Raw genomic sequence first — 24,838 nt, forward strand, 5'->3', positions numbered from 1 at the left:
TAACGATTATGATGGAAGATACCTATTATCAATTAGAAGAAGCCCTAGTACAGGGATTTCAAACGCCTGAAGAATACCAAGCCTACAAGGAACTAAAGGAACATTATGAGGAAGTGACAGGCGATTACAGCTTTTCCAAACGAGAACTCACTAGTCAATTGGAAATCACGCTTCAGAATCATCGAGGTGTGGACTTTGAAGATCATGAGAAAGAGGAGTATTTGGACTTAGTTCAAAAATTAGAAGAGTTTGATTCCTCTCTTGCCACCCATTATCGTCAATTGATTGACTAGAAAGGAGAAAGTCATGAATGATTTACTCCTTATCCCAGTAATTTTTTTAGCAGTAGGAGGAATTCTCATTCTTTTATGGAGGATCTTCCTTATTGCAAGTGGACTTTTCCTGATTGGTTTTGTCAGTTTTCTTATTTTCGTAGAGGGCTATGGAATTTATCTTCTCTTTACAGAGATTGAACTTTACACGGCAGATTTAGCTCAAAATGGATTATTTAGTTTTACGACTTTCTTTATCATCTTTAACCTTATTTTGCTTGTCTGCAGGCTGGACAGGGTATAAGTGGAAAAAGGGATAGAAAATAATCTGAACAAGTTCAAAACTTATTCCGTTTTTTTAGGACATGAAAAATTTTAGAAATTGTTTCTTTCTTAAATTTGAATTTCACTAGTAGTGTAAAGATGATTTTTTCTCTGAATAAAATCTGAATTTTCTCTGATATAATCTCAAATAAAAACATTAAGGAGGATTATATGAATAGAAAGTTCTTATTATCAGTTGGAGTATTATTTCCATTATTTTTTTCAGTCCACGGAGTTCAAGCGACTACTCGATCAGATTTTAAATATAATATACTACTGAAAGAGACAGAAGCAGTTGATACTATCCAACAAAAATTTATTAAACAGGGTATGCAAATTATTGATATTATTCCTGAAATAAATCTTATTACTGTTTCGACTGGAAAAAGTAAAGAAGAGATAAAGAAAGAAAATAATAATTCGATAAAAGAAATAGTTATTGATGGTATGATGAATGTAAAGCCTAATGTCACTTATCTGTATGGAGAAAGTGTAATTACAACTAACAATATGAATTTTTGGGATTATCAATGGGATATGCAAAAAAGTATTGGTACAGGTAGAAAATTTAGTCATAAATCTACGGGGGAAGCTACTATTGGTGTGATAGACTCAGGCGTTACTTACGATAACCCAGAAGTATCTTCAAATATTATTTCTGTCAAGAACTTTACAGCGGATTTGGAAACGGGCTTAATTGATAATCAAAATATATTAGATAAAACAGGCCATGGAACTTCTGTGGTTGGACAGATTTCATCAAACGGAGATTATTTAGGTATTGCTCCTGGAATGAAAGTTAGAATGTATCGAGTATTTGATAAAGGAAATGCACAAGATCAGTGGATATTAAAGGCAATTATTCAAGCAGCGAAAGATGATGTTGATGTTATTAATCTTAGTTTGGGTGAATACTTGCTAAAAAACTCAACTATAGAAGATGACCAAACAGCATTAATTAACATTTATCAGAGAGCAATCAATTATGCGTATAGTCAAGGTTCAATAATTGTTGCTTCAGTAGGTGATGAGGGTCTAGATTTAAATAATCAAGAATCATTGAAACATTACCTTGGAGAACTTAAGGGGAAGGATTATTCACATATAGATGGGAAAGTTATGGATATTCCTGCGGGATTAGACAATGTTGTGACAGTAGGGTCAGTAAATGATAACGATTTTGTATCTAGTTTTTCAAATAAAGGAAATAATGTAATAGATATATATGCAACAGGAGGAGGAAGTCATAAACTAGCAACAGTTGGATATCAACAGTGGGCTAATGATAAAGCATTTGAAAAAGAATGGGTCATTGTACCGACACTTGAAGGGAAATATACTTATGCTTATGGGACATCCATTTCAACACCAAAGGTTTCAGCAGCACTTGGGTTAATCATTGAGAAATATCATTTGAAAGATCAACCAGATGAGGTAATTAAATTATTGTATGATAATTGCTGGATAAGAAATGACATTGATGGCACTCAAATTAGATTATTAAATATTACGAATTTTGTTCAAGATAGTGTAAAATAGATTTGTACTGGTTTCTAAAAATTTAATTTAATAAATAAGAAACATTACAAATTGATGTATTGAGACTATTCTTTGTCAAGAATACGGAGCTTTGCAGGTAGTTCTCTATAATATTTTGAGGTGATAGAATGTATAAGATATTAGTTGTAGATGACGATTTTGAAATTTTGAAACTGATGCGAACTATTTTAGAGATGAAGAACTATCAGGTAACGACGTATCAAGAAGTGACCGTACCAATCAATATTAATAATTTCAAAGGATTTGATTTGATTTTATTAGATGTAATGATGCCTAATATAGATGGTATGCAAATTTGTAAGCAGATTAGAAATAAAGTAAGCTCCCCTATTATTTTTGTTAGTGCAAAAGATACCGAAGATGATATAGTATCAGGATTGAATTTAGGAGGAGATGACTATATTACAAAACCTTTCAGCATCAATCAATTAATTGCCAAAGTTGCAGCAAATCTCAAACGAGAAGAACGATACAAACAAGGTGAATTAAGTAAGCAAATTGTCCGAGAATTATCTCCAATAACGATTTATTTACAAGAAAAAATTGTTTGTATTAATGGAGATAGTCTTGCTTTTACAAGTAGGGAATATGATATCATAGAGCTATTATCTAGTAATCCAAGAAAAATTTTTACTGTACAAGATATATATGAAAATGTTTATGATGATGATGCTGAAACTCTCTTTCGTTCAATATCTGAGTATATTTATCAAATAAGATTAAAATTCTCATCCTATGGAATTAATCCTATAAAAACAGTTAGAGGTATGGGATATAAGTGGCATGATTAAGAAGAATAGTACAATTAGAGGACGCATAATAAGGACTGTTTTAGAACTAGTAACAGGTACATTACTGAGTATACTTTTATTTTTTATATTTACTTATTTACTTGTTTTTACAGGACAATTAAATGTATACGGCTCTAAAATTGAAATTTCAGTGAGTAATACCAGCAATTTAAGTGATGTAGTTCAAGCAATGAATAACTCTATATTTGACTATGTTGTATTTAATCGCAAGACAGGTACAATTGAAGAGGGTAATTATCAAAAGAAGGATTTACCTGCCTATCGAGAAGTTTTTGCTAAAAATGAATCTGTAAGTAATAGTGCAGTGTATTATGGGTATTATGCTAATTCAGAGATTGTACTTACTGTCAGGCAACCCATGATACCTGAGTTTGTTAATCCGAATTTGCGTCACATTTCATTTAATCTATTTTCTTATTTATTTTTCTTCGTTTTCGAAACGATTTTACTCATTTGGTCACTTACAAGATTAATAAAAGAATTTTCAAAAAATTTTCTACTTATACAAAAAAAAGCTTTAAACATGGGGCAGTTAACATTTAAAGAAAAAAACATTCCCGCTCAAATACAAGAGTTCGATGAAATTCTTTCTGTATTATATCAAAAGGACGACGAGTTAACTAATCTACTCAAATCAGAGAGAAGGGAGAAGGAAGATTTATCTTTTCAAGTTGGTGCATTAGCTCATGATGTAAAAACTCCTTTAACAGTACTAAAGGGAAATTTAGAGTTGCTTGAATTAACTAACCTGACTGATCAACAGAAGGAATATACTCAGTCAATGAATAACAGTATAGTGATTTTTGAAAGATACTTTAGTTCAATGATTGATTATTCAAGATTACTAATTGAAGATAAAGATTATGGGGAACAGATATATTTACCTGATTTTTTAAGTGATCTGTCAGTAGAGGCGAAATCTGTAATGAATAATGCAAAGGTTGATTTCAAAATTATTAATACTACAAAATTAATGTTTTTTAAGGGAAATCGTTTTAATTTAAATAGGGCATTAATTAACATTTTAGCAAATGCAGCAAGATATAGTTCTGGAGAAAAAAAAGTTACTCTTACTATCATTGAGGAAACAGAGTATATTAATTTTGGAGTGTGGAATAATGGTATGCCTTTTACTGAACAGTCCTTATTAAATGCAGATAAGCTATTTTATACTGAGAATAAAGGTAGGAATAATAAGCACTATGGTTTAGGGTTAGCATTTGCTAAACAAGTTGCAACTAGACATTTTGGAGAATTATTTTTATCAAATCCAGATAGAGGTGGTGCTCAGGTGACGTTGCTTATTAAAAAATAATTCTATAGGGATATATTAGATACCTTCCATATAATAGTTATGTATATAAAAATAGATAATCTTCTAAATTGAGGAATGTCTATTTTTTTATTTTTTAAAATTGGAAAATCTGAACAAATTTTGAAAAATAAAGTGTAGCATACAAGTATAAAACAAGGAGGAATTATAGTTATGAATATACAAGTTCAAAAACTTAGAAAATCATATAAGGATAGAGAAGTGCTGAAAAATATTTCTTTTGAAATAAAAGAGGGAAGTATTTGTGGATTATTAGGTATCAATGGTGCAGGAAAATCAACAATTATGAAGATTATTTTTGGTCTTGAAAACGCTGATAGTGGTACGGTTATTTTTAATGGGGGAAAAAATGCGGGCATATATGAGATTGGAGCGCTTATTGAAACTCCTGCTATCTATATGAACTTATCTGCTTTTGATAATTTAAAAACAAGAGCATTGTTATATGATATTTCTGACGAACGAATTAATGAAGTACTAAACTTGATTGGACTATCTAATACGGGAAAGAAAAAAGCAGGGAGCTTTTCTTTAGGTATGAAACAACGTTTGGGATTAGGTATGGCAATAATTACTAGTCCAGATTTGCTCATTTTAGATGAACCTACCAATGGATTGGATCCAGATGGTATAAAGGAATTATTGAATTTAATGATTTCTTTAAAGAAATCAGGAATGACAATTCTTTTATCTAGCCATCAACTGTATGAAGTTAGTAAAGTGGCAGATAAAATTGTTATTTTACATGATGGTCAAATTTTTTACGACGGTTCGAATGTTCAAAGTGATGATTTAGAATCTTTATTTTTTAGAATTGTTCATGGAGGTGACGCAATATGATAAAAATATTTAAATCAGAATGGTTAAAACAGCGAAAAAATACATCCAAAAAATTCTTGATAATAGCTCCTGGCTTGTCGATTTTAATAGCTATATTACTTGTTGGACCGAGTATTATAGAAAGTTTTTCAATATATTGGTGGGAAGCCGTCTTTTTGTATACACTTATTGGCTTGTTATTTTTATATGATTATAAAGCAGAAGAAGCTGCAGGAAACTTCCAGAATATATACTTTCGAAATGATAGCATAAAAATATATATCGTAAAGATACTTTTAAAATTAAAAGATTTACTCATTTCTAACGTATGGTTTTTAGCTATATTATTATTTACAAGTAATTTTTTGTATGCCGACTTAATATCATTGAATATAATTGGTGACTTAATTTGTTTAGTACTTATTTCGATAACATCCATATGGGTATTGCCACTCTTGTATCTATTTTCAAAATGGATCAATCCCTATATCCTAGTAACTATTAACTCCTTGATTTGTTTTTTGGTTGCACCTTTTATCGCTCAAAGTAGCTTTTGGTTCTTCTTTCCTTTTACATATCATTATAAAATTGCTTATAGTCTTATGTATATAAAACCGTCAGGAGATTTAGATTTAACAAATCATGTAACAGACGTTAAAATGGTAGTATTTACCGTATTTCTATCATTGATTCTATTTATTGTTTCTTTGTTAATGTTAAATTGGAGGTTAAGTAATGATCCAATTGCTAAAAAGTGAAATGATTAAATTTAAAGGTTCGTATCAACTATACATTATTTTGATTTTGTCTACTATACAACTATTGACAATTCCAATTTACATATTATCTGTAAATAACACAATTGTATTGGAAAATATTATCTTTTTACCCATGTTAGGCTATTGTATGATAACTACGATAATCACTTTATTAGTATCTGAACAAGAAAGCAATGCTAATAATTATCAGAATATTAAGAGTGAGAGAAATATATCCAGTATATGGGGAGCGAAACTTTTTGTGTTAGATTTACTATTATCTTTACTCACTATTCCTTTATGGGTAGTTGTAGGTATAGAGTTAGAACACTTTTCATATTATTTTTACGTAGGAATAGTTAGTTGGTTATTACTAATATTGCTAAATCATTTCCACATGCTATTGACATTGTTTATTGCGAAAGGTGGCAATTTACTTATTGCTGTTGTAGAAAGTTTATTTATATTATTTGCAACAAATAAAGTTTTTCTTAATATTTTTTGGATTCCAGTAATTTTACCAGTTAATATAATTTTAGAAAATAATTTTAGAAGCACAACCAATTTATTAGTTTTAACTTTTTATGTTGTATTATTGTTTGTTGCTAATTTAGTAATTGTGAGCAGAAAAGGCGCTCAATCATATACTAAGTAGAGTAATTTTATATCTGAAAAATCATAGCCACTCGTCATACGGGTGGTTTATTTGTCATACAACAGGTATGTTGTAATCTAGTAAGTTCCAAACTACCGCCAAACTATTCTCTACTAGATTTTTTAAGTGAAATTCCTTGACAAAAGTTATACATAGTTGTACTATATAAGTATAGAAGGGAAACAGATGAACGCAGGTGACAGATGTGGTGCTTGTGTTTTTATTTGTAATCATAAGGAGGAGAATATGGTTTTAAATACTTCCAAAAGTATGTTAGATAAGATTGCTTGGCTTAACAAGCAAGAAGATATTACTAAGTTCTCAAAGTTACAACTACAAAAATTCTTGTTTCTATATGAAATGTTTCAATTTGTAGAAAAAAAAGACTCTGATTTTACATATTTAAAAGCTTATAAAAATGGACCAGTATTTTCAAATTTTTACGGTGATATCACCTATAGAGAAGCTGAAGTTCAAGATTATCTTAAACAAAAACAATGTGATTTTGATATTGATGAAAGTAATGCTAGAATAAGTCAATTTATTATTAATACACTGACAGAGTCCGAGTTATCTGATTTGACGCATCAATTTAAAATGTGGTCTACTCATAAAGAAGAAATTGATGCTGGAAAAAAACAAATTCCAATGAGCGAAAAAGATATTACAGATGATGATATTGAAATTTTAGACCTTTTAAAAAGTTCGGAGCCTGACTACGACTATGAAATTTTAAGGATAGATCAAAAGAATTTTGTATTTTCAAAAGAGGATTTTATGAATTTAAACGAGGAACATTTAGAATTGCTGGATTCGTTAAGTACAAACGAGGAATTGTTGAATCCAGTTTATGTTGAAGTCGAATCAAGTGGGAGATTAGTCATTGATTAGCAAGAAGGATGTTATTAAGGTTTTAATGCCTTTCCCCGATGTAAATTCTGATTTAGCCTTAATAAGGCATTATTATATCTGTCATTCAAATGTTCAAAATAACAAGATATTGTTTAAGTGTCAAACTCATAAGGCTACGATGATAGCTAAATGTGGAGGAAATAAAAAGTTCAGAGAAAGTTATTTTTTGATAAGAGCAGGGGATAAAGTTCCATTTGTCCGCAATACAGTAGTGGATAAAAAACAGATTTTTAAATTAAATAATACTATGATACCTAAACTATATCTATCTCCTGAAAAACCAAGTGATATCCCAGAACAGATTTATGAAGATATAGTGAAGGAGATTATTACAGATAGTAAGCCAGCAATAAGAACGATTAATAAAGAAAAATTCATAAAACTTAATACCGAATGTAAATAAAAATAAGATAATAGAGACTTGGAAAAAGTCTTTAAAAGCAAAAAATACATAATATTAGGTATCTAAAATAGGCGCCATAAGTTTTATAGTGGGTGAATCCCCTATAGAACTTATGGCGCCTATTTTATTGAAAAAAGTCCCATAAGTTTTCTAATGATAAAAGACTAAAGCGAACATTACTCTAACAAGTATTTTTATGGCATAGTTAAGGATCAGATATTTGAAGTATGATTATTAGTACGTCTCGCTCAGTAAAGTGCGAAATAAATAGACCATTCGCAAATATTTTTTTCGATTGTGATAAGGTTATTCCTTAATCTGAAAAGTTTTAAACTTAATATTAAAATACTCAATTTTAATTCGTATTGTAGCCCTCTCTCTATTAAACTGCTTATCCTCTTCAGTTAATGGATGATTTTTAGAATTTTTAATAGGAATAAAGGTATTCTCGTGAAGATTTACAATGCCTAAACAATTCAAATATACACAAACAGGTGATTTTTTCTGTTAAACTATGACCCATTTTTTCTTTAAAGTGAGTAAAATCATGCGTATGACCATCTGAAAAAAACTAATTGGTATGCATGATGTATTTTTAAAGCGAGTCTGATTTGTGTCTTTATGTTGTGTTTCTTTTAGGTCGTTGAAAAGGACTTTCTGTGACATCTGTAGCTATTCCATTACCAAAATCAAAAGCTAGAAGATGTTGAGTTGGATAATAGAGTGAATAACGCAAGGTTAATATCAACTGTTCTTCTAGACTTAATGTTTTTGGCGTTCTTCTTTGCAGTTTTTGGATTTATAAGTCGTATCTAGATAGGATATCATATTTTGTAAGTCGTCTTTTTGACACTAATCAATAATTTAAAGCTCTAAGGAGTTAGTTACAGTGTTTTTTAGTATATTGTACTTATAACAATGGTATATTAATTTATAGTTTTCGAATCTAAGTGGAGTATTTAATCCATAGTAGATTCAAAATAGTATTACAAATATTCTATTAAAACGTATCGAAAATTTTTTCTATATTGCCAATTTCTGATTATATTCTGAAAAAATAATTCTATAATTCAATTGCTCGAACAAAAATAAAAAAATTTTAAGGAGGACTCAAAAAATGAGTAACGACGATTTTAACTTGGATTTAGTAAAAGTGACTAAAGATAATTCTGGCGCTTCCCCAAGATATAAAAGCATATCTTTCTGTACCCCAGGATGTGTTACAGGAGTGTTAATGTGTCCAGGTAATACAATTTCTTGTAATGGTCATTGCTCTATTCATATCACAGGATGATTTTAGTAGGGTTGGGGAGGGTAGTGATGAATTACCCTCCTCTTACTTAATAAAATAAAATTGTTTTTATTTCACTAAGTAAGAGGAGTTTTTTAATACTTACTCTGATAAGTAATTGATTCACGAATTTTGAATGAAAGTGAATCTAAATTTTATTACTATAAAAATCCTATGTCGGTAGGCTTCTGGGAATTAACTAGTATAATAAAAAATGGTAATATTTTAAAATAATGGTTAGGAGAGTTATATGGCTAATAAGTTTGAGGCTCAAGATTTTTTAATTAGAAATTCTATTCGAGCTGGAGATACAGATATTTTTGATACAATAAATGATTTTTTTGATTTTATTAGGAAAGATAGTGTTTTTTTAGAGCAATTACAAGTAGCAAGTCCATTGGTGTATCAAAGTTTATTAAAATATTATCAAAATAAATTAACACAAGATAAGGAAATTCGTCAGCTTTTTATATCTACTTACAAATATTACAAACGTTCAATGAATAGAGCTACACCTTTTGGACTATTTTCAGAAACAAGTATTGGGAAATTTGCTTCTAAATCTAGTTTGTCATTAGAAAATTCTAGTTATAAATCTATTAAACCTGATAGCAATTGGTATATGAAATTTATTGATATGTTGGAAATGGACAATTATGCGATTTTATCATTTAAAGTTAATAGAGCTGTTTATATAAATGGAAATCGAGCTGTCCAGTTGTATTCATTAAAGAAAAATGAAGAAGAGGTGAGTATCAAATATACAAAGGCATATGAATTAATTGTTAGTTTGTGTAGTGATAGTTTTATTTCGTTTGATAATTTGCATGCCACATTAATGCAAAAATATGGAGTTGAAAAGAAAGAGATTGTAACTAATTATATAATTGAGTTAATAAAAAATAATTATTTACTCTCGGAATTGAGATTTAAAAATAAAGAAAATAATGACTGGGATTTTTTGCTGGCCACTGTTTCTAAGTTAGGATGCAATGAATTGTTGAAAGCTTTGAAACAAATTGTATATCTCGTATCTCGATATGAGAGGTCAGATGTTGGTGAGGGAAACGAAATATTATCTAACATATGTGCTAAAATGTGTGACATCTGTTATTCTTCTAATTATGTCCAAGTAGATCTATTTAATAAATCTCAAATTACTTTAGATAATCAATATAAGAACATCCTTGAAGAATGTGCTCAGTTTATCGAAAAGGTAAATATGGACGATAAAAAATTATATATTGATCACTATAAAGATAAGTTTTTAGAAAAATATGGATTGAATCAAGAGGTTCCTATAATTGAAATGATGGATAGTAATTTTGGCATTGGAGCCCCCTTTGATTATACACATCCTAAAAATGAGATTATTGAAACAGAGCCTAAAGTTAAATATTATTCTGATAATTTAGAAAAAGTCTTGTTAGATTTATACGTATATGCTGTTAGAACTGATACTAATATAGATTTACAAAAATTAGAAGGACTTTTTCTAAAAGAAAATAAAAAATATGAAGTAGGAGGTATGGAGCTATTCTTTAGTGTTACAAAAACGTTAGAAACGGACACAGTACAATTTCACTTGAGTAATCTAGTTGGTACAAGTAACTTGGGTGCAAGCTCAGGGCGATTTTCTCAATTTTCTCAATCGTTTAATGAGTATCATCAAAAAATGGTTAATTACTGTAATAATTGGAATAATAATCAAGATATAGTAACTTGTGAAATAGAATTTATGCCTGAAACTTTTAGAGACTGTAATGTTATGAGAAATAATACAGTTCGCAATTATACACTTTCGCTATTTTTAAACTCTTCTAAAAATGAAATTAAATTAGATAATATTTACATTGGTATTGGGGAAGGAGGGAAATTTTATGCAAGAGAGAAATTGACAGGTGAATTAATTAAATTTTATGTGACTAATATGTACAATAGAATGTTATTTTGCAATGAAGTTAGGTTTCTATGCGATATTTCTGAAGACTATTTTGGAAATATTCCATGGGATTTGGTGTATGCTAAATTTAATTTTATACCAAGATTGTGTTATAGAAATATTGTTATTTCTCCAAAAACTTGGAAAATCTATAAAAATGAATTGAATGAAATAACTGATAAAAATATTTGTTCGTACTTGAAATCCAAAAATATCCCTCATAAATTTAATGTGGTTAACATTGACAATAAAATAAATATTGATCTTACAAAGCATCTAGACATCCTACTACTCACTGATATGTTTTCGAAAGCTAAAAGAAATAATTTTGAATTTATTATAATTCAAGAAATAATTGATGATGACGGAGTATTTTTAAAAAATAGTAAGTCAGTAACTTCTGAGATTGTTATTCCTTTTAAAAAAGAGAGAGAGTTTTATAATAATTATGGAAATAAAAGCAATATGCAAAGGGTAGAACGATTATCAAGAGAAAAACTCCCTCTTACTGACTGGATATATTTAAAATTATATATTCCTAATAATCGTCAGGACGAATTTATAACTGATTATTTACGGAATATAAAATTATTAATAGACAAATATCAGGGAGAATTATTTTATCTTAGATACATTGAAAAACACTCACAAATCAGACTTAGAATTAAATCAGATAATAACTTAGAAGTATTTCAAACTATTCAAGGGGAATTGAAAAAAGCTATTACTAATAATGTAATGGTTAATTATGAGATTAGTACATATGATAGAGAAATTGAAAGATATGGAGGAAAACAAACATTAGAAAAAATTGAGAATATATTCTGCTTAGATAGTTATTTGAATATGGAAATCATCAGTCAAAATAAAAAAGGGAATATTTCTTTGGATATAAAATATATATCAGTATTAATACCATATTTCTATCTAGAGTATTTATTTGACTATGTAACTAGAGTAGAATTTTTAGAATTTGTTTCACCTAGAACTGATAAATTTAATATAAACAAAGAACGTAAGAAATATCAAGAAGCTATCGAGAGAATTGATGAATTACATGTTTTATATAGCGAAAATGTCCAAAATTTAAAAAATGAGTTAATAGAATTAAAAGAGACATTGACAGCATACCCTAAAGAACAAAGATTTTCTATAGTAGATAGTATTATTCACGTACATAATAATCGACTAGTCGGTATTGATAGAGAAAGAGAAAGGGAAATTTATTATATTTTACGTTCGATAATTATTTCTGAACAGTATAGGAGGTAGAGCAATGCCAGAGTTTACTCATAGTGATTTTTTTAGAACAATTTGTGGAATCCCGAGTAGCTTGAGAATGATTTATAAAGTTGACAAGAAATATATTAGTGGATTAATCGTTTTGACATTGATTAATGGTGTGATACCAGTTATCAGCCTATTGATATCTCAAGAACTAATTAATACTATTATTTCTGGAGGGCAATTGTCCTATATAATATCCGTATACGTTGTCATACAAATTTGTTCTGCTGTAGTTACTCAACTCAACTCATATTTTGGGGAGAAAATTGGTTTTTTACTTTCTTACAATTTGAGTACGCGGTTAATGGAGAGAGTTGCAATGTTGAAATTACCTGATTTTGAACAGTCCACTGTCTACAATTTGGTAGAGAAATTAAATCAAGGTGTTTCATATAAGCCGCTACAATTACTCAATGCAATACTGTCTCTGTTATCTTCTACAGTATCTCTATTCTTAAGTTTATACTATATAGGAAGTTGGAGATTAGAGTTTGCACTTCTATTATTAATCATTCCGATTTTATCATTAGTACTATTTATCAAAGTTGGTCAAATGGAATTTTTATTACAGTGGAAGAGAGCAGATAAAGAGCGAAAAGTCTGGTATCTAAATTATTTGCTAACTCATGATTTTTCATTCAAAGAAATTAAATTAAATGGTATAAGTGACTATTTAATAAATGAGTATAAACAATTAAAAGAACAGTTTATTTTGCAAGATCTTAGTATATCAAGAAAAAAAATTTCTTTTAACCTATTATTAGGAGGAGTGTTAAATATAATTGGTCTTGTAGGAATAGTATTTATGGTACTTTTGATAAGACAAGGAAAACTATTACTTGGGAATATGGTGAGTTTGATACAGGCATTTGGAAGAGTAGACACATATTCGCAAGATATAATCCACAACATTTACATTATTAACAATTCAAATTTATATATGGAGCAATTGCTTATGTTTTTGGATGACAGTAGTCAATCAGATAAACAATGTAATAGTGTATCCAAAGTTGATATAAGCGAGGTGGAGTTTAGAGATGTTAGCTATATCTACAATGGAAATAATACTCCTGCTGTAAAATCCATAAATCTAAAGCTGTTGAAAAATGAACTAGTTGCTATCATTGGAAAAAATGGATCCGGGAAAAGTACATTGGTCAAGCTTTTGGCGGGGTTATATATCCCTTCCAAAGGAGTTATTTTATATGATAATTTGGATTTTAAGGATAATGAAACATTTTTTCAAAATAATATTTCTGCTTTATTTCAAGACTTTGTAAAATATGAACTTTCACTAAAGGAAAATATATGTCTAGGTGATTTATCTAAAATGGATATTGAGGAAAGTATTAATCTTATATCACATGATTTCAATATAGATTTTATTAAGAGAGGTGGTAGGATTGATTTGGATACTCAGTTAGGAAGTTGGTTCAATAATGGGAGACAGCTATCTGGCGGTCAATGGCAAAAAATTGCCTTGTTACGTACTTTTTTTAAAGAAGCACCTATTGTAATACTTGATGAGCCTAGTTCGGCGTTAGATCCAATATCAGAAAAGCAATTGTTTGACACATTTAAAAAGAATGCAAAAGACAAAATTTCAATATTTATTTCTCATAATATAAAATCTGCTCAAAAAGCAGATAAAATAGTAGTTTTAGATAATGGAGAAATAGTTGGAGTAGGTACTCATGTGGAACTTTTACATAAATGTCCTGAGTACCAAGAAATCTATTATTCAGAGGAGTATGGAAATGTATGATGAGTCTAAAATAATTGAATTACTTCAGAGAAGAATTATTGAGGAATGGGACATTAAAATAAAAAGAGATACGAAATATAACTCTTATGAAAACTACTCTCTAGCTGCGGGCTTACCAGGTGTAATATTACTGTTATCAGAAATTAATTATGATGAATATAAAGACCAAATTGATAACTACCTTATATATATTGTCAAAATATTATCAAATAATGGTATCATATCTAGTTCTCTATATTCAGGTGCTGCAGGTTTAGCATTAAGTTTATTGCATTTAGCAAATAAGGATAAGAAGTACTCTAATTTAATAAATAGCATTGATAATTATATTTGTTATTCTATAGAGGATACAATACATCAAATAGATGCAGATACGCTGTCTCCCTTGAATTATGATATAATTGAGGGAATATCTGGAATACTAGTATATTTACTGATTAAAGATGATGAAAAATTTAATGATATTATTTCTGATATAATTAATAAGCTAATTGATTTGTTTGTAAATAATCACGGCCTCCCTCCATATTATGTTAAATCCCAAAACCAATTATCAATCATAGAAAGTGAGATTTTTCCTAATGGATGCTTGAACTTAGGAGTAGCACATGGGTTGGCAGGAGTAGGGATAATGGTAGCTATTGCTTGCATTAAAGGATTTACAAATTCAAAAACAAAAAAATTTTTAAAAAATATTATTGAAATATATGATAGGTCAGAAATAGCAGATGGGACTAATCAATATAAGTGGAAATCGGCTATTGATATGGACGAATATAGTAAGGGTAGTGATTTAGATGACAAAGAATATTTTAGAGATGCTTGGTGTTATGGTAGTCCAGGTATCAGTTTGCTCTATCTGTATGTGGGGATATTTTTGAAAGATCAAAAATTGGTAGAAAAATCAAAGAACATTTTGATTGCTTCACTGGAATGTCCAGTGGGTGTACAATCCTCTATATTATGTCATGGATATTCCGGATTATATGAAATTGGTTTTCTATACAAACAAATTTTTAAAGAAGAACCTTGGGATAAGTATTTGTCCATAATTAAAGAAAAAATATTAAGTAGTTTTACTATATCAAAAAAGTTTGGTTTTGAGGAAGATAGCTACTATTCTGATGGAAATGAAGGAAGTGTTAAATTTTTGGATGGAAGTTTGGGAATTGTTTTGACTTTACTTCATATCCAAAATAAGTCTGTAAAGACATATTGGAGGGAGGCGTTATTGATTTTTGATAATTTAACTATAGAAAATTAGGAGGAGAACTATGAAATTCAAAAAGATCTATCTTTCCGTAATTTTTTTCTTAAGTTTACTTGGATTGGCTGGATGTACATATGAGAAGTTTGATGTTAAATTTCTCGACTCAAGTTATAATCGATTCGATTATAAAGGAGAGCATTATGGTGTAACTAATCAGTTAATTTCATATGAAGATATTGAAAGTAAAGTAAGCAATCATGATGATACTTATGAAATATCTTACGATGATTCCAATAATGAAATAAAGAATGATTTGTTGGAGATTGGTGATTTATATCAAACCAAGAATAGAGAATTTGCCATAAAAATTGATAGTACTTTCTATAAATGTAAACTACTTGATAATATTTCTAAAGAAGAACTTCTAAAAGTTTCTGACTTATTTAATGTTCGCTTAGTAGGAGGATTTGCTATCAATGAGCAAGAAGCCAGAGAGTTGAAGATAGGGGAACAATTATTTACAATTACTGAAGAAATTATTCCAAAAGAAGAGCTTAGTGCTACAGTTGCTAACTTAGATAATCAAGTGAAGTCAGTCACTAGATTATCAGGGGAGCGTGAAAGTTGGAAATATGGAGAAATTTGTTCCTTAGAAAACCAGTCTATCCACGAGCAAGTAGCAGTTAAATTGAATGGAGAATATCATTTGGCTTTCTTAAGAAGCTAAACTGGGCAAAAAGTCTTTAAAAGAAAAAGCGCATAGTGTCAGGAATTGAAAAAACTAGATACTATGCGTTTTATTGTGGGAAGATTTACTTAATTTTCTACTGAAATTGAGTTTTAGACCATACTTTTTCCTTGTGATAAAACTTACAAGTTCTTTTTGTTATTCTTGACCTAGTTTTTATAGAAAGAAGGTCTAAGATGTTAAATAAAGTCAAAACTAAAGCCTTAATTAGTGTTGGAGCAGTGGCTGCAACTAGCTTTATTCTCATGATAGGATATACTGCTGGTCAACATTCCACTGCTAAACAAAGTCGCAAAGAGATTGAATTGGCTGCAGCTAAACTTGTGGAAGATAAACAAGCAGAAGATAAAGCAAGTATTTTGTCATCGGATACTGTAAAAGAATTTTTGACACAGTACTATACGAAAGAAAAACTAGGGGAAAATAATACACGTATTCAACCTTATATGACTGAATCAGCTTATTCTCAAGAATTGTCAAGTCAAAATGATGCCATGAACCAAGTGTATAAGGATTATATTTTGGATTATCATTTTGAAAAAGCTGATATTTTTGTCAATCAGACTACGAATCAAGCTATTGCCATGGTCTCTTATAATGTAACCTATGTATCCGATTTAAAGAATGCCAACCAATCAAAGACCAATCAGACAGAAACCAGAACGGTTAAGTTGTCTTATTCGAAACTACCTGGTAAGTTATTGGTTAATCAAGTACAGGTTTGGAAATCTGGGTTAGATGATTTGGATAAGGCCACTCCCAAAACTTTAGAAGAATCCTCATCTGTTCCATCACTGCCAAATACTACGACAAAATGATGATATTGCATGGAAATAGAAGAATGTAAGCAAATTTCAATTCTTGATGTAGCCAATCGTTTAGGTATCTCCTTTAAACAAGTTTCGAGCAGTGTCTATGAACATCCTGAACACGATTCATTTCGGATTTTTTCAACTACCAATACTTTTAAATGGTTTTCAAGAGATATTCAAGGTGATGTCATTGATTTTGTTCGACTTGTTCAGGGAATTTCCTTTAAAGAAGCTCTAGCCTTTCTTTCTGAAGAACCTTTTCAAAAAGAAGCTGTTCAAGCAAAAAGAGAGAGACCATTTTATTATCCTTTAAAGAGAATAGAAGATTCTAACTGTAGTCTGGCCAGATATTACTTAACAGAATGTAGAGGAATTTCAGAAGAAATCGTACAAAGTATGATTCAACAGGGTTTAATAGCACAAGCCAGCTGGAAAACAAATGAAACAGTTGAACCTGTTATTGTTTTTAAAAGCTTTGATCATCGTCATAAGCTACAGGCAGCAAGCTTACAAGGGATATATAAGAATCACTCTCTTCCTAGAGAGAGGTTAAAAACAATTCTAAAAGGGAGCCATGGACATGTTGGAATATCCTTTGACATTGGTAAACCAAATAGACTGGTCTTTTGTGAATCGTTCGTCGACTTGATGAGCTATTACGAACTTCATCAACAAAATCTATCTGATGTTCGTTTGGTATCTATGGAGGGTTTAAAAAGGTCTGTTGTCGCTTATCAAACTTTACGACTGATAGCTGAAGAAAATCAGAAATTGGAATTTTTAGATACAGTAATACCTTCAAAGTTATTGCCTTTAATCAATACAATTCGTGATACCACCAGCTATTTTGATAATCATCCTGATTTATTGACACTGGCAGTAGATTGTGATGAAGCAGGAAAAGATTTTTCTGATAAGTTTTCTCAATCAGGATTTCCTGTTTTACTGGATTTACCTAATAATGAATCTGGGAAAGAAAAAATAGACTGGAACGATATTCTTAGAGAAAAGAAATCAGATTTTCAATTTAAGCTTGAGACAGTAAAAGATACATTTGGAAATCCACCAGTAAGACAAACCTCTCAATGTTTAGAACTGTGATAACAAAATCAAGATGTTTTAGCTAATATTAGAATGAAGGAGGATCGTATATGACCATTATTGAACGCTTAGAAGAAAAGGTCACTAGGCAAGAAAGCAAGGTAGCAAGAGAGACAGAAAAACTCGCTGCTTACAAAGAGCAACTGGAGACAGCGATGTTTGCGACGTTCAAAAGGCGTCAAAGCATTAGTCACATGAGTTTTGAAGAAGCTCTTGACCATGCCTTTGGTAAAGAAAGACAATTCGATGATTCTGAATTTAGAAAGGATGAAATGAGTGAATGACAAAAGATTGGAATTTTAATCAACCATTAGAAAGTAAATCAGAAAATCAAGAAGATCCAGATAAAATTGCGGCCTTATTTGGAAATCATAAAGGAGGTAATGATGTAAATTATGAAGCAGCTTTTCAAAAGCGAAAACAAGCACCTGTGACGGAATCAAATTCTAGTTCTAAACCCAAAGTTACAGAGGTTAGAACAGGAAAAGAAACAGATATCACTACAAGTTATCAGCAACATCTTAAAAGGCTGATTGCGGATAACAATAGCGATATTCAAAGTAGTCAAAAGAAAATTGAAGAGCTACATACGTTGATCGACACAAAGAATCAAGACAATAAGAAATTGCAGTCCATTTATGATGCGATTTCCGAATTACACTAAGCAGTCTTAAAAGGCTGCTTTTTTTGAGAGGTTATAGATGTTTACAAAATTTTTTAAGAAAAACCAAGACAATAGTGATGTATTTAAGAAGCTAATTCATAGACTATCTGATATGTCTGTCCAAGATCTTGAAAAAATAGATCGACTGCTAGATATCATTTTCACTCCAAACCAAGAAACAGAACAACTAAAAACAGAAGCAACTTATAGAGAAGAAACTTTGGACGACACATTAAAGGAAGCTAAGAACCAACTTCATAAGGAACAATTGGAGAAGAATTTAGAGAGATTTAGAAAAGATGGAAGGAAGTGAATCGTTTTATAAAATTTTCTCTGATAAGGGTATAAGGATAGAGCAACTGGAGTTGGTCGAAAGACTGGAATTATCTGATAGCGACAAGTGTACTAATACCAATTACAACTAGTAGAGGGAGAAGATGGAAAAAATGATAAAAATCGTACTGATTTTAATAGCTGTTGGATCTATTTGTTTCTTTCTTTACCATTTTACGAAAATAGAACTATTTGTGACAGACTTTCAGAGGAATAGCCGGGTTACTTTCACTATTTTCTTTGTGGGAGTGAATGGTTGTCTTATTTTTAATTTTATCATACACCTGGTTATATGTTTTAAACGCAATTTAGTATAAGACATGCTATATTGATACTAGTATGGACAGGGGCTTATCCTTAAGAGGTGCATTAATTATCTTAAGCGGTTTGTAAATCTATAAAAAAGACATTTCATGATGTCATTCATACCTTTTGATATTTTTAATTATAATCTTTTATGGTCGTGATATACTAAAGATGTCAAGTTGCAACAGACAAATAAAAGATATGAGGAGGTATTCATCATGAATACACAAACAATTTCACAATTTGAACCTTTGGATACTGAGTTACTTGCCACTGTTGAAGGTGGAAAGAATGAGTGGGCATGTATTTTGTCAGTTGCTGCACTAGGAACTGCGGGAACTATTTATGGCTCTCCTTTAGCTGGTGCTGCTATGGCTGGAATGGCAGCAAGAGTATATTGTTAGTTTAGGAGAAACTTATGAAAAACTATATAAATTTGTCAGAAGAAGAACTTTCTGTTGTTGAAGGTGGAGCCTCAGCTAAGTGTATCTTGGGGACAGCTGCTACATTTTATTTAGCTTCGGGACTGAATCCTGCTGCACTAATTGCTACTGGTATAATTGCTGCAGCAAGTTTTTGCTAGAGATATGAAAAAGATGTTTCCGTTCAATTTTTTGATTTTAGTAAACGGAGTATCTCTAATATATCATTCAGTTAATTTGTTAGAGTTTGGTATTTTTTCAATTTGTTTATTGACTATAGTGATGAATTATGTCTCACGAAAGAAATAGATTGTAGGCCATTCCATTTGAACACTAGCTTTAGCTGGTGTTTTTTATTATGTGACTTTCAGTTCGTCTCGCTCTGTTAGGTGTGAGACAAATAAACCACCTGCTATGCGGGTGTGCGTCGAAGGTTATACCAAAAAAACTCCGAACGCGATACAATAAAGGTGTTCAAGCCAATTGTAAAGCGAAAGGAGAAAAATATGGCACAAAAGGCTCATAGTTTATCGCACACAAAGTGGCACTGTAAGTATCACATTGTGTTCACCCCTAAGTATAAACGAAAAATCATCTATAATCAATATCGAAGTAGTTTAGACGAAATATTTCATCGCTTGTGTAGTTATAAAGGAGTTGAAATTATCGATGGTCACTTAATGCTAGAACATGTACATATGTTAGCAAGTATTCCACCTAGGATAAGTGTTTCGAGTTTCATGGGTTATTTAAAAGGTTGTAACAGTTGGTCCAATCACAGCTAGAATAGTGGCAGCACAGATTTCATTCACACTGGGAATAAAATCTGTAACTGGCAGTTGATATGCTTGGTTTATCACAAATGAAGCGGAGATGAATACATAATTGATAAAACCATTCTTCCTATTGGTAGACATTTAGTGGTCATATTTGTGTTGACAATAGGGTTTAGTAGTATTAAATTTACGAAGAGAAGTATAAATCATAAGGCTGAATAGTTGGTTAAGAGTGGTCTTTTAATCAAGATGAGTTACGGCGACAAAAAAGAAGGCTAGGTATTAATAGCAAACTGTAACTAGGGTATTCACGAGGATAGCAGAACAATTTCTACAATTTCCTTTATACGAGAGACTACTATGAATAAAGAAATTTCAGAACTAAATTGTTATATGTGAGCGAGTGAACTAATTCGTAAATTCTCCGATGACAGCAGGAATATCCCCAAACATAGGTAGGTAACGAACGTCAGCATTAAAAAAATAGCATACGTTCTAATTAATCTCAATAATTCAGACTCAGAATACAGAAGACTGGTAAAATATCAGTACTCTAAAACGGGCATAACGCCTGCTATCAAACTGTAGTAAGAAATCGAAGTAAATCAAAATTCTATGATGAAATGGATGGATGATTACGAATATAAAGTTATAAGACTGAGAATTTATTCAAGACACTTAATCATTCTCATCCTTCTTCAATTCATAGAGCCCAACCAAGTAAAAATGAACTTTATCTTTGATAAACGTTAATGATTTATCGTTAGTGATGTCTATAACACCAAACACTCTATAGTGATTGCGGTAAAGCTCATCATAATCAATCTGACTACCTATGATGATGATTTCTGATTTTTTTGAATGAAATTGGATAGATTTTAAATAGAGGTTCATTTTTTCAGATGTTAAAAACCCCGATTTTATGATAAAATAAATAGAAGATTTATATTTGTAGTTAATTTTATGTCCCTGTAAGATTTTTGTATTTTTAACTATTTTTTTTAAGAAATAATATTTTAAATATAAAGATAAAATATAGCCAAATAAAGAAGAGTGCAGAATTTGAATGGACTTCATAGTTTTCCTTTCTTTTAATATTAGTTTATCAAAAGAAAAAAGATGAGCAATATTGAAATACCAAAGAGTATCTATATTATCATAAAATGTCTAAACTAAGATAATTTTTACCATTTAAGATAGTATAGAAACCTTTTAAGATTTTTATAATTTAATTTCCTTAATTCTGATAATATAAAACCTATAGGAGGAGGCTAAATATGCAAGACTATATTTTATATCAAGGTAGAGCTTTAGTAAGGGTACCACTATCTCAAATTTATTATGTCACAACGCATCCAACAAAAGCTCATGCTGTTCTTTTTGTAACAGCAGAAGGAAATTTTGAAGCTTCAACCTCTTTAGCTAAAATTGAAGAGGAAAGTTCAGAAGAGCTTATTAGATGTCATAGAAAGTTTCTTGTTAATAAATATAAAATAGCAGGATTTAATCATGAGACAAGAACGATTATGTTTATGGATAATAGAGTTTCAGATATTTCTTGTTCTAGGAGATATTTTACAATCTTAAAAAACAAATGGAAAAAGATGTAAGGGAGAAGAAGTGAATATTTTTATACTAGAAGACAATTTTATACAACAAACTAGAATTGAAAATATTGTAAAAAAAATTTTGTTTGAAAGCAAAATCGAGTGTAGACATTTTGAAGTTTATGGGAAACCTCATCAACTTTTAGAAAATATTTCAGAGAGAGGAAGTCATCAATTATTTTTACTTGATATTGAAATAAAAGATGATGACCAAAGAGGGTTGGATGTTGCAAGAGAAATTAGAAAACGTGATTCTCAAGCTGTGATTGCTTTTGTAACAACACATTCTGAGTTTATGCCTGTATCTTTCGAATATTTAGTATCAGCTATTGATTTTATTGATAAAGAATTACCTGAACCAACATTTATCAAACGAATTGAAAATGTGATTTCAAGTGTTTGCGATAATCAAGGGAGAACAGTATCTGAGGACTCTTTTGTATTTACAGGACCTAAAGCTCAGATTCAAGTCCCTTTTAAAGATTTATTATATATTGAAACATCGACAATTGCCCATAAGTTGACACTCTATTCAAAACGAGACATCGTTGAGTTTTATGGACAATTATCTGAAATCATAGAACAGGAACCACGCTTATTTCAATGCCATAGATCGTTTATCGTAAATCCTTATAATATATCCTTAATTGATAAAGAAAATCGGGTAGTTCATTTTCAAAACGGGTCTTCTTGTATTGTATCTAGGTTAAAAATTCGTTCACTCTTGAAAGTTGTAGAAAGACTTCATGACTAAGGAGATTTAGATGATATTTTTGCTAGATATTATAGGTGTTTTTCTATTGTTATGTATCCATTCTAAGGTTGTAGATGAGAGATTAAACCTAAAAAAAGTAGTAGTATCCATTATTCTGTACTATCTTTCAACATTACTATTTATTGTTGTATTTGAATCAACTGAATTTTATTTTTTTGGGTCATTATTGATTTATCCAACTTTTTTTATACTATATACTTTGTCTATTGGTGAATTAAGAAGTAAGGTTTCTTTATTACTTTTTTACTCATTATTTCCACTTGGATTTTGGGATGTCATCAAAAACTTTTTAGGTTACTTTGTAATTTCTAAGATTCCAATATTGCATAGACTATACGAAACTAATCTAGGAACAATGATTTTCTCTTTATTAGCTGAAATTATTGTGTTTTTTCTTATTAGTCTCTTTCGATATAATTTTAGTCATTTAAAAATAAAGAACTTGGATACAAAGACAAAATTTATTTTAATTACTGCGGATACTTTAATGCTAGCTTATTTTATCTTACCATCTTATATAAACTATAGTGATAAAATAAGTTGGGATAGAATGTTGGATTATAAAGAATTATTGACAGCAGTTTACTTTTTATTGTTTATTTGTTTTGTTAATCTCTTGGATAGAAAATTACTTCAAGAATTACAGGAGAAAGTCGTTTTACAAAAAGAAATTCAATTGCAAAATCTTAGTCATTATAGTCAACAAGTTGAAGGGTTGTATCAAGAAATTAGAAGCTTTAGACATGATTATGCTAATATTTTGTCCAGCTTAAAAATAGGTATAGATCAAAAAGATATTAATCTAGTTTCTCAAGTTTATGATAGTGTTTTAAAAAATTCTGGTGAAAAATTAAAAGGTAAGCGTTTTGACGTAGCACAACTAAGAAATATCAATGATTTGGCGCTAAAGAGTTTACTATTATCTAAGTTATCGGAGGCCCAAAACTTATCTGTTCCAGTTTCCCTGGAGATTAGTGAACAGTTCTCTATAAAAAATATGGAACAAATTGACTTCTTAACAATTACTTCTATCTTGTTAGATAATGCTATAGAGTCCGCAGCAGAAGGAGGAATAGCAGTTTGTTTTCTTGAGGATACAGAATGGAATAAATTAGTCATGATTGTTAAAAATTCTACTTTAGAAAGAGAGATCGAACTGAGAGATATATTCAAGCGTGACAATTCTTCAAAAGGAGTAGGACGGGGTATAGGATTGGCCAATGTTCGAAGAATCTTAAAATCTTATCCAAATGTATGTTTGAAAACTACAAGTAAAAATTATGTCTTTACACAGATTTTGGAAATAGAACTTTAAAAGAGCTATCATTCTTAGGATATTCTATTGAATATTTTAAGGAGGGGCTCTTTTGTTATAGCTTTATAGACATTTAAATGTGAAATAGTTCTAGTTTAAAAATTAGATTTTTAAACATATTTTCTATATAAAAAGTTTCACAATAATATTATATACTTCTATATGAAATTTATAATACGTTTTAATTTATCAGTATTATTAATTGTTTTATAGTTAACATAGGTATCTTGGTTAAACAATTTCATGGGGATCACTTCCTCATTTACTTGAACGATTTTATGTTCGGAGAACACTTGACGAAAATAAGCGTACAATGTTATCTTCATGAGCATAGTTGGATGAAAGGCAGTATAAGAGGTCTCTTCCAGTAACACTTAGTTAGGGATACTGTCTATAAAGAGGATGATCATTCTCGATTCGTGAGTTGTTGGAATATCGTAGGCAAGATTTACTTCTAAACTTAATTGATTTGTGTTATAATCTTTATACATTGTAATGGATTTATAATTGTTTTTTCTTATTTTAATTATAAATCATGATATCAAAAAAAACGAGCATTTCCGCAATTCAGAAATGCTCGTTTTTTTGATAGTTAGAAGTGGTTTTTGCCCAGCTTCACTAACTAGTTCTCACGAC

26 protein-coding genes and 3 pseudogenes are annotated in these 24,838 nt (G+C 30.0%); 26 read left to right on the forward strand and 3 right to left on the reverse strand.

Annotated features, from left to right (window positions below; translation table 11 throughout):
- The first annotated feature begins 8 nt into the window (after positions 1-8).
- The 10 genes from ABKJ27_RS04600 (at position 9) to ABKJ27_RS04645 (ending at position 7,848) form a co-directional block, all read left to right on the forward strand.
- Positions 9-293 (forward strand): DUF5962 family protein, encoded by a 285-nt coding sequence (locus ABKJ27_RS04600; RefSeq protein WP_125450897.1) that lies wholly within the window; start codon positions 9-11, stop codon positions 291-293.
- Between the two features lie 13 nt (positions 294-306).
- A complete protein-coding gene (locus ABKJ27_RS04605) occupies positions 307-576 on the forward strand; it encodes a DUF5966 family protein (protein ID WP_410011419.1) in 270 nt (89 codons plus the stop codon).
- Positions 577-767: 191 nt separating this feature from the next.
- Complete coding sequence (locus ABKJ27_RS04610) at positions 768-2,135, forward strand: S8 family peptidase (protein ID WP_261076929.1); 1,368 nt, start codon at positions 768-770, stop codon at positions 2,133-2,135.
- 128 nt (positions 2,136-2,263) lie between these two features.
- On the forward strand, positions 2,264-2,947 hold the full coding sequence (locus ABKJ27_RS04615) for a response regulator transcription factor (RefSeq protein WP_261076928.1): 684 nt from the start codon (positions 2,264-2,266) through the stop codon (positions 2,945-2,947).
- Complete coding sequence (locus tag ABKJ27_RS04620; protein ID WP_410011420.1) at positions 2,940-4,283, forward strand: sensor histidine kinase; 1,344 nt, start codon at positions 2,940-2,942, stop codon at positions 4,281-4,283. The genes ABKJ27_RS04615 and ABKJ27_RS04620 overlap by 8 nt, the downstream gene beginning before the upstream one ends.
- 171 nt (positions 4,284-4,454) lie before the next feature.
- On the forward strand, positions 4,455-5,141 hold the full coding sequence (locus tag ABKJ27_RS04625; protein ID WP_261081818.1) for an ABC transporter ATP-binding protein: 687 nt from the start codon (positions 4,455-4,457) through the stop codon (positions 5,139-5,141).
- Entirely contained in the window at positions 5,138-5,878 is a 741-nt protein-coding gene (locus ABKJ27_RS04630) for a lantibiotic ABC transporter permease (protein WP_410011421.1), read from the forward strand. Before ABKJ27_RS04625 ends, ABKJ27_RS04630 begins: the two co-directional genes overlap by 4 nt.
- Complete coding sequence (locus ABKJ27_RS04635) at positions 5,856-6,533, forward strand: ABC transporter permease (protein ID WP_410011422.1); 678 nt, start codon at positions 5,856-5,858, stop codon at positions 6,531-6,533. The genes ABKJ27_RS04630 and ABKJ27_RS04635 overlap by 23 nt, the downstream gene beginning before the upstream one ends.
- Before the next feature lie 186 nt (positions 6,534-6,719).
- A complete protein-coding gene (locus tag ABKJ27_RS04640) occupies positions 6,720-7,424 on the forward strand; it encodes a hypothetical protein (protein WP_410011423.1) in 705 nt (234 codons plus the stop codon).
- Complete coding sequence (locus ABKJ27_RS04645) at positions 7,417-7,848, forward strand: hypothetical protein (protein WP_410011424.1); 432 nt, start codon at positions 7,417-7,419, stop codon at positions 7,846-7,848. Before ABKJ27_RS04640 ends, ABKJ27_RS04645 begins: the two co-directional genes overlap by 8 nt.
- Before the next feature lie 309 nt (positions 7,849-8,157).
- On the opposite strand, the pseudogene ABKJ27_RS04650 reads toward ABKJ27_RS04645, so the two are convergent.
- Positions 8,158-8,708 (reverse strand): annotated as a pseudogene (locus tag ABKJ27_RS04650) (IS5/IS1182 family transposase); the annotation flags it as partial.
- 257 nt (positions 8,709-8,965) lie between these two features.
- Here ABKJ27_RS04650 and ABKJ27_RS04655 point away from each other — a divergent pair.
- From ABKJ27_RS04655 to tnpA, 13 genes and pseudogenes are all read left to right on the forward strand, one after another.
- Positions 8,966-9,142, forward strand: coding sequence for a gallidermin/nisin family lantibiotic (locus ABKJ27_RS04655; RefSeq protein ID WP_261076916.1), 177 nt, complete (start codon positions 8,966-8,968; stop codon positions 9,140-9,142).
- Between the two features lie 247 nt (positions 9,143-9,389).
- Positions 9,390-12,353, forward strand: coding sequence for a lantibiotic dehydratase (locus tag ABKJ27_RS04660; protein WP_410011425.1), 2,964 nt, complete (start codon positions 9,390-9,392; stop codon positions 12,351-12,353).
- A gap of 4 nt (positions 12,354-12,357) precedes the next feature.
- Positions 12,358-14,133, forward strand: a complete 1,776-nt coding sequence (locus tag ABKJ27_RS04665; protein WP_410011426.1) for an ABC transporter ATP-binding protein — start codon at positions 12,358-12,360, stop codon at positions 14,131-14,133.
- Positions 14,120-15,397, forward strand: a complete 1,278-nt coding sequence (locus tag ABKJ27_RS04670; RefSeq protein ID WP_410011427.1) for a lanthionine synthetase C family protein — start codon at positions 14,120-14,122, stop codon at positions 15,395-15,397. The genes ABKJ27_RS04665 and ABKJ27_RS04670 overlap by 14 nt, the downstream gene beginning before the upstream one ends.
- Before the next feature lie 10 nt (positions 15,398-15,407).
- Positions 15,408-16,070 (forward strand): NisI/SpaI family lantibiotic immunity lipoprotein, encoded by a 663-nt coding sequence (locus ABKJ27_RS04675; protein WP_261076911.1) that lies wholly within the window; start codon positions 15,408-15,410, stop codon positions 16,068-16,070.
- 197 nt (positions 16,071-16,267) lie between these two features.
- Positions 16,268-16,909 (forward strand): peptidylprolyl isomerase, encoded by a 642-nt coding sequence (locus tag ABKJ27_RS04680; RefSeq protein ID WP_410011428.1) that lies wholly within the window; start codon positions 16,268-16,270, stop codon positions 16,907-16,909.
- Between the two features lie 9 nt (positions 16,910-16,918).
- Positions 16,919-18,004, forward strand: a complete 1,086-nt coding sequence (locus tag ABKJ27_RS04685; RefSeq protein ID WP_410011429.1) for a DNA primase — start codon at positions 16,919-16,921, stop codon at positions 18,002-18,004.
- A gap of 50 nt (positions 18,005-18,054) precedes the next feature.
- On the forward strand, positions 18,055-18,288 hold the full coding sequence (locus ABKJ27_RS04690; RefSeq protein ID WP_000152419.1) for a DUF5965 family protein: 234 nt from the start codon (positions 18,055-18,057) through the stop codon (positions 18,286-18,288).
- On the forward strand, positions 18,285-18,668 hold the full coding sequence (locus tag ABKJ27_RS04695; RefSeq protein ID WP_153224488.1) for a DUF5945 family protein: 384 nt from the start codon (positions 18,285-18,287) through the stop codon (positions 18,666-18,668). Before ABKJ27_RS04690 ends, ABKJ27_RS04695 begins: the two co-directional genes overlap by 4 nt.
- Positions 18,669-18,705: 37 nt before the next feature.
- Positions 18,706-18,981, forward strand: coding sequence for a hypothetical protein (locus tag ABKJ27_RS04700; RefSeq protein ID WP_410011430.1), 276 nt, complete (start codon positions 18,706-18,708; stop codon positions 18,979-18,981).
- A 544-nt stretch (positions 18,982-19,525) separates the two neighbouring features.
- The gene (locus ABKJ27_RS04705; RefSeq protein WP_219137295.1) at positions 19,526-19,711 is read left to right on the forward strand and encodes a bacteriocin class II family protein; all 186 of its coding nucleotides are present in this window, start codon (positions 19,526-19,528) and stop codon (positions 19,709-19,711) included.
- A 14-nt stretch (positions 19,712-19,725) separates the two neighbouring features.
- Positions 19,726-19,890, forward strand: a complete 165-nt coding sequence (locus tag ABKJ27_RS04710) for a Blp family class II bacteriocin (protein ID WP_219137294.1) — start codon at positions 19,726-19,728, stop codon at positions 19,888-19,890.
- Positions 19,891-20,235: 345 nt separating this feature from the next.
- Positions 20,236-20,487, forward strand: a pseudogene (gene tnpA, locus ABKJ27_RS04715) (IS200/IS605 family transposase); the annotation flags it as partial.
- Between the two features lie 696 nt (positions 20,488-21,183).
- On the opposite strand, the gene ABKJ27_RS04720 reads toward tnpA, so the two are convergent.
- Entirely contained in the window at positions 21,184-21,582 is a 399-nt protein-coding gene (locus ABKJ27_RS04720; protein ID WP_219137293.1) for a hypothetical protein, read from the reverse strand.
- Between the two features lie 200 nt (positions 21,583-21,782).
- Between ABKJ27_RS04720 and ABKJ27_RS04725 the strand changes: the two genes are divergently transcribed.
- Genes ABKJ27_RS04725 through ABKJ27_RS04735 form a run of 3 tightly spaced genes read left to right on the forward strand, consistent with a single transcriptional unit; the run spans position 21,783 to position 24,202 of the window.
- A complete protein-coding gene (locus tag ABKJ27_RS04725) occupies positions 21,783-22,115 on the forward strand; it encodes a LytTR family transcriptional regulator DNA-binding domain-containing protein (RefSeq protein WP_219137292.1) in 333 nt (110 codons plus the stop codon).
- A 10-nt stretch (positions 22,116-22,125) separates the two neighbouring features.
- Positions 22,126-22,866: a response regulator transcription factor gene (locus tag ABKJ27_RS04730; protein WP_410011431.1), complete on the forward strand. Its 741-nt coding sequence runs from the start codon at positions 22,126-22,128 to the stop codon at positions 22,864-22,866.
- Between the two features lie 10 nt (positions 22,867-22,876).
- A complete protein-coding gene (locus ABKJ27_RS04735) occupies positions 22,877-24,202 on the forward strand; it encodes a GHKL domain-containing protein (RefSeq protein ID WP_219137290.1) in 1,326 nt (441 codons plus the stop codon).
- Positions 24,203-24,363: 161 nt separating this feature from the next.
- On the opposite strand, the pseudogene ABKJ27_RS04740 reads toward ABKJ27_RS04735, so the two are convergent.
- Positions 24,364-24,693, reverse strand: a pseudogene (locus ABKJ27_RS04740) (IS5/IS1182 family transposase); the annotation flags it as partial.
- Positions 24,694-24,838 lie beyond the last annotated feature (145 nt).

Source organism: Streptococcus sp. KHUD_011 (assembly GCF_046352925.1).
GTDB lineage: Bacteria > Bacillota > Bacilli > Lactobacillales > Streptococcaceae > Streptococcus.

Excerpts from the sequence above, each read along its gene's own strand:
- ABKJ27_RS04660 (WP_410011425.1), top strand. The coding sequence starts at position 9,390 with ATGGCTAATAAGTTTGAGGCTCAAGATTTTTTAATTAGAAATTCTATT.
- ABKJ27_RS04690 (WP_000152419.1), top strand. The coding sequence starts at position 18,055 with ATGACCATTATTGAACGCTTAGAAGAAAAGGTCACTAGGCAAGAAAGC.
- ABKJ27_RS04605 (WP_410011419.1), top strand. The coding sequence starts at position 307 with ATGAATGATTTACTCCTTATCCCAGTAATTTTTTTAGCAGTAGGAGGA.
- ABKJ27_RS04675 (WP_261076911.1), top strand. The coding sequence starts at position 15,408 with ATGAAATTCAAAAAGATCTATCTTTCCGTAATTTTTTTCTTAAGTTTA.
- ABKJ27_RS04700 (WP_410011430.1), top strand. The coding sequence starts at position 18,706 with ATGTTTACAAAATTTTTTAAGAAAAACCAAGACAATAGTGATGTATTT.
- ABKJ27_RS04600 (WP_125450897.1), top strand. The coding sequence starts at position 9 with ATGATGGAAGATACCTATTATCAATTAGAAGAAGCCCTAGTACAGGGA.
- ABKJ27_RS04705 (WP_219137295.1), top strand. The coding sequence starts at position 19,526 with ATGAATACACAAACAATTTCACAATTTGAACCTTTGGATACTGAGTTA.
- ABKJ27_RS04665 (WP_410011426.1), top strand. The coding sequence starts at position 12,358 with ATGCCAGAGTTTACTCATAGTGATTTTTTTAGAACAATTTGTGGAATC.
- ABKJ27_RS04635 (WP_410011422.1), top strand. The coding sequence starts at position 5,856 with ATGATCCAATTGCTAAAAAGTGAAATGATTAAATTTAAAGGTTCGTAT.
- ABKJ27_RS04710 (WP_219137294.1), top strand. The coding sequence starts at position 19,726 with ATGAAAAACTATATAAATTTGTCAGAAGAAGAACTTTCTGTTGTTGAA.
- ABKJ27_RS04685 (WP_410011429.1), top strand. The coding sequence starts at position 16,919 with ATGGAAATAGAAGAATGTAAGCAAATTTCAATTCTTGATGTAGCCAAT.
- ABKJ27_RS04695 (WP_153224488.1), top strand. The coding sequence starts at position 18,285 with ATGACAAAAGATTGGAATTTTAATCAACCATTAGAAAGTAAATCAGAA.
- ABKJ27_RS04720 (WP_219137293.1), bottom strand. The coding sequence starts at position 21,582 with ATGAAGTCCATTCAAATTCTGCACTCTTCTTTATTTGGCTATATTTTA.
- ABKJ27_RS04615 (WP_261076928.1), top strand. The coding sequence starts at position 2,264 with ATGTATAAGATATTAGTTGTAGATGACGATTTTGAAATTTTGAAACTG.
- ABKJ27_RS04640 (WP_410011423.1), top strand. The coding sequence starts at position 6,720 with ATGAACGCAGGTGACAGATGTGGTGCTTGTGTTTTTATTTGTAATCAT.
- ABKJ27_RS04625 (WP_261081818.1), top strand. The coding sequence starts at position 4,455 with ATGAATATACAAGTTCAAAAACTTAGAAAATCATATAAGGATAGAGAA.
- ABKJ27_RS04620 (WP_410011420.1), top strand. The coding sequence starts at position 2,940 with ATGATTAAGAAGAATAGTACAATTAGAGGACGCATAATAAGGACTGTT.
- ABKJ27_RS04680 (WP_410011428.1), top strand. The coding sequence starts at position 16,268 with ATGTTAAATAAAGTCAAAACTAAAGCCTTAATTAGTGTTGGAGCAGTG.
- ABKJ27_RS04670 (WP_410011427.1), top strand. The coding sequence starts at position 14,120 with ATGGAAATGTATGATGAGTCTAAAATAATTGAATTACTTCAGAGAAGA.
- ABKJ27_RS04735 (WP_219137290.1), top strand. The coding sequence starts at position 22,877 with ATGATATTTTTGCTAGATATTATAGGTGTTTTTCTATTGTTATGTATC.
- ABKJ27_RS04725 (WP_219137292.1), top strand. The coding sequence starts at position 21,783 with ATGCAAGACTATATTTTATATCAAGGTAGAGCTTTAGTAAGGGTACCA.
- ABKJ27_RS04610 (WP_261076929.1), top strand. The coding sequence starts at position 768 with ATGAATAGAAAGTTCTTATTATCAGTTGGAGTATTATTTCCATTATTT.
- ABKJ27_RS04630 (WP_410011421.1), top strand. The coding sequence starts at position 5,138 with ATGATAAAAATATTTAAATCAGAATGGTTAAAACAGCGAAAAAATACA.
- ABKJ27_RS04655 (WP_261076916.1), top strand. The coding sequence starts at position 8,966 with ATGAGTAACGACGATTTTAACTTGGATTTAGTAAAAGTGACTAAAGAT.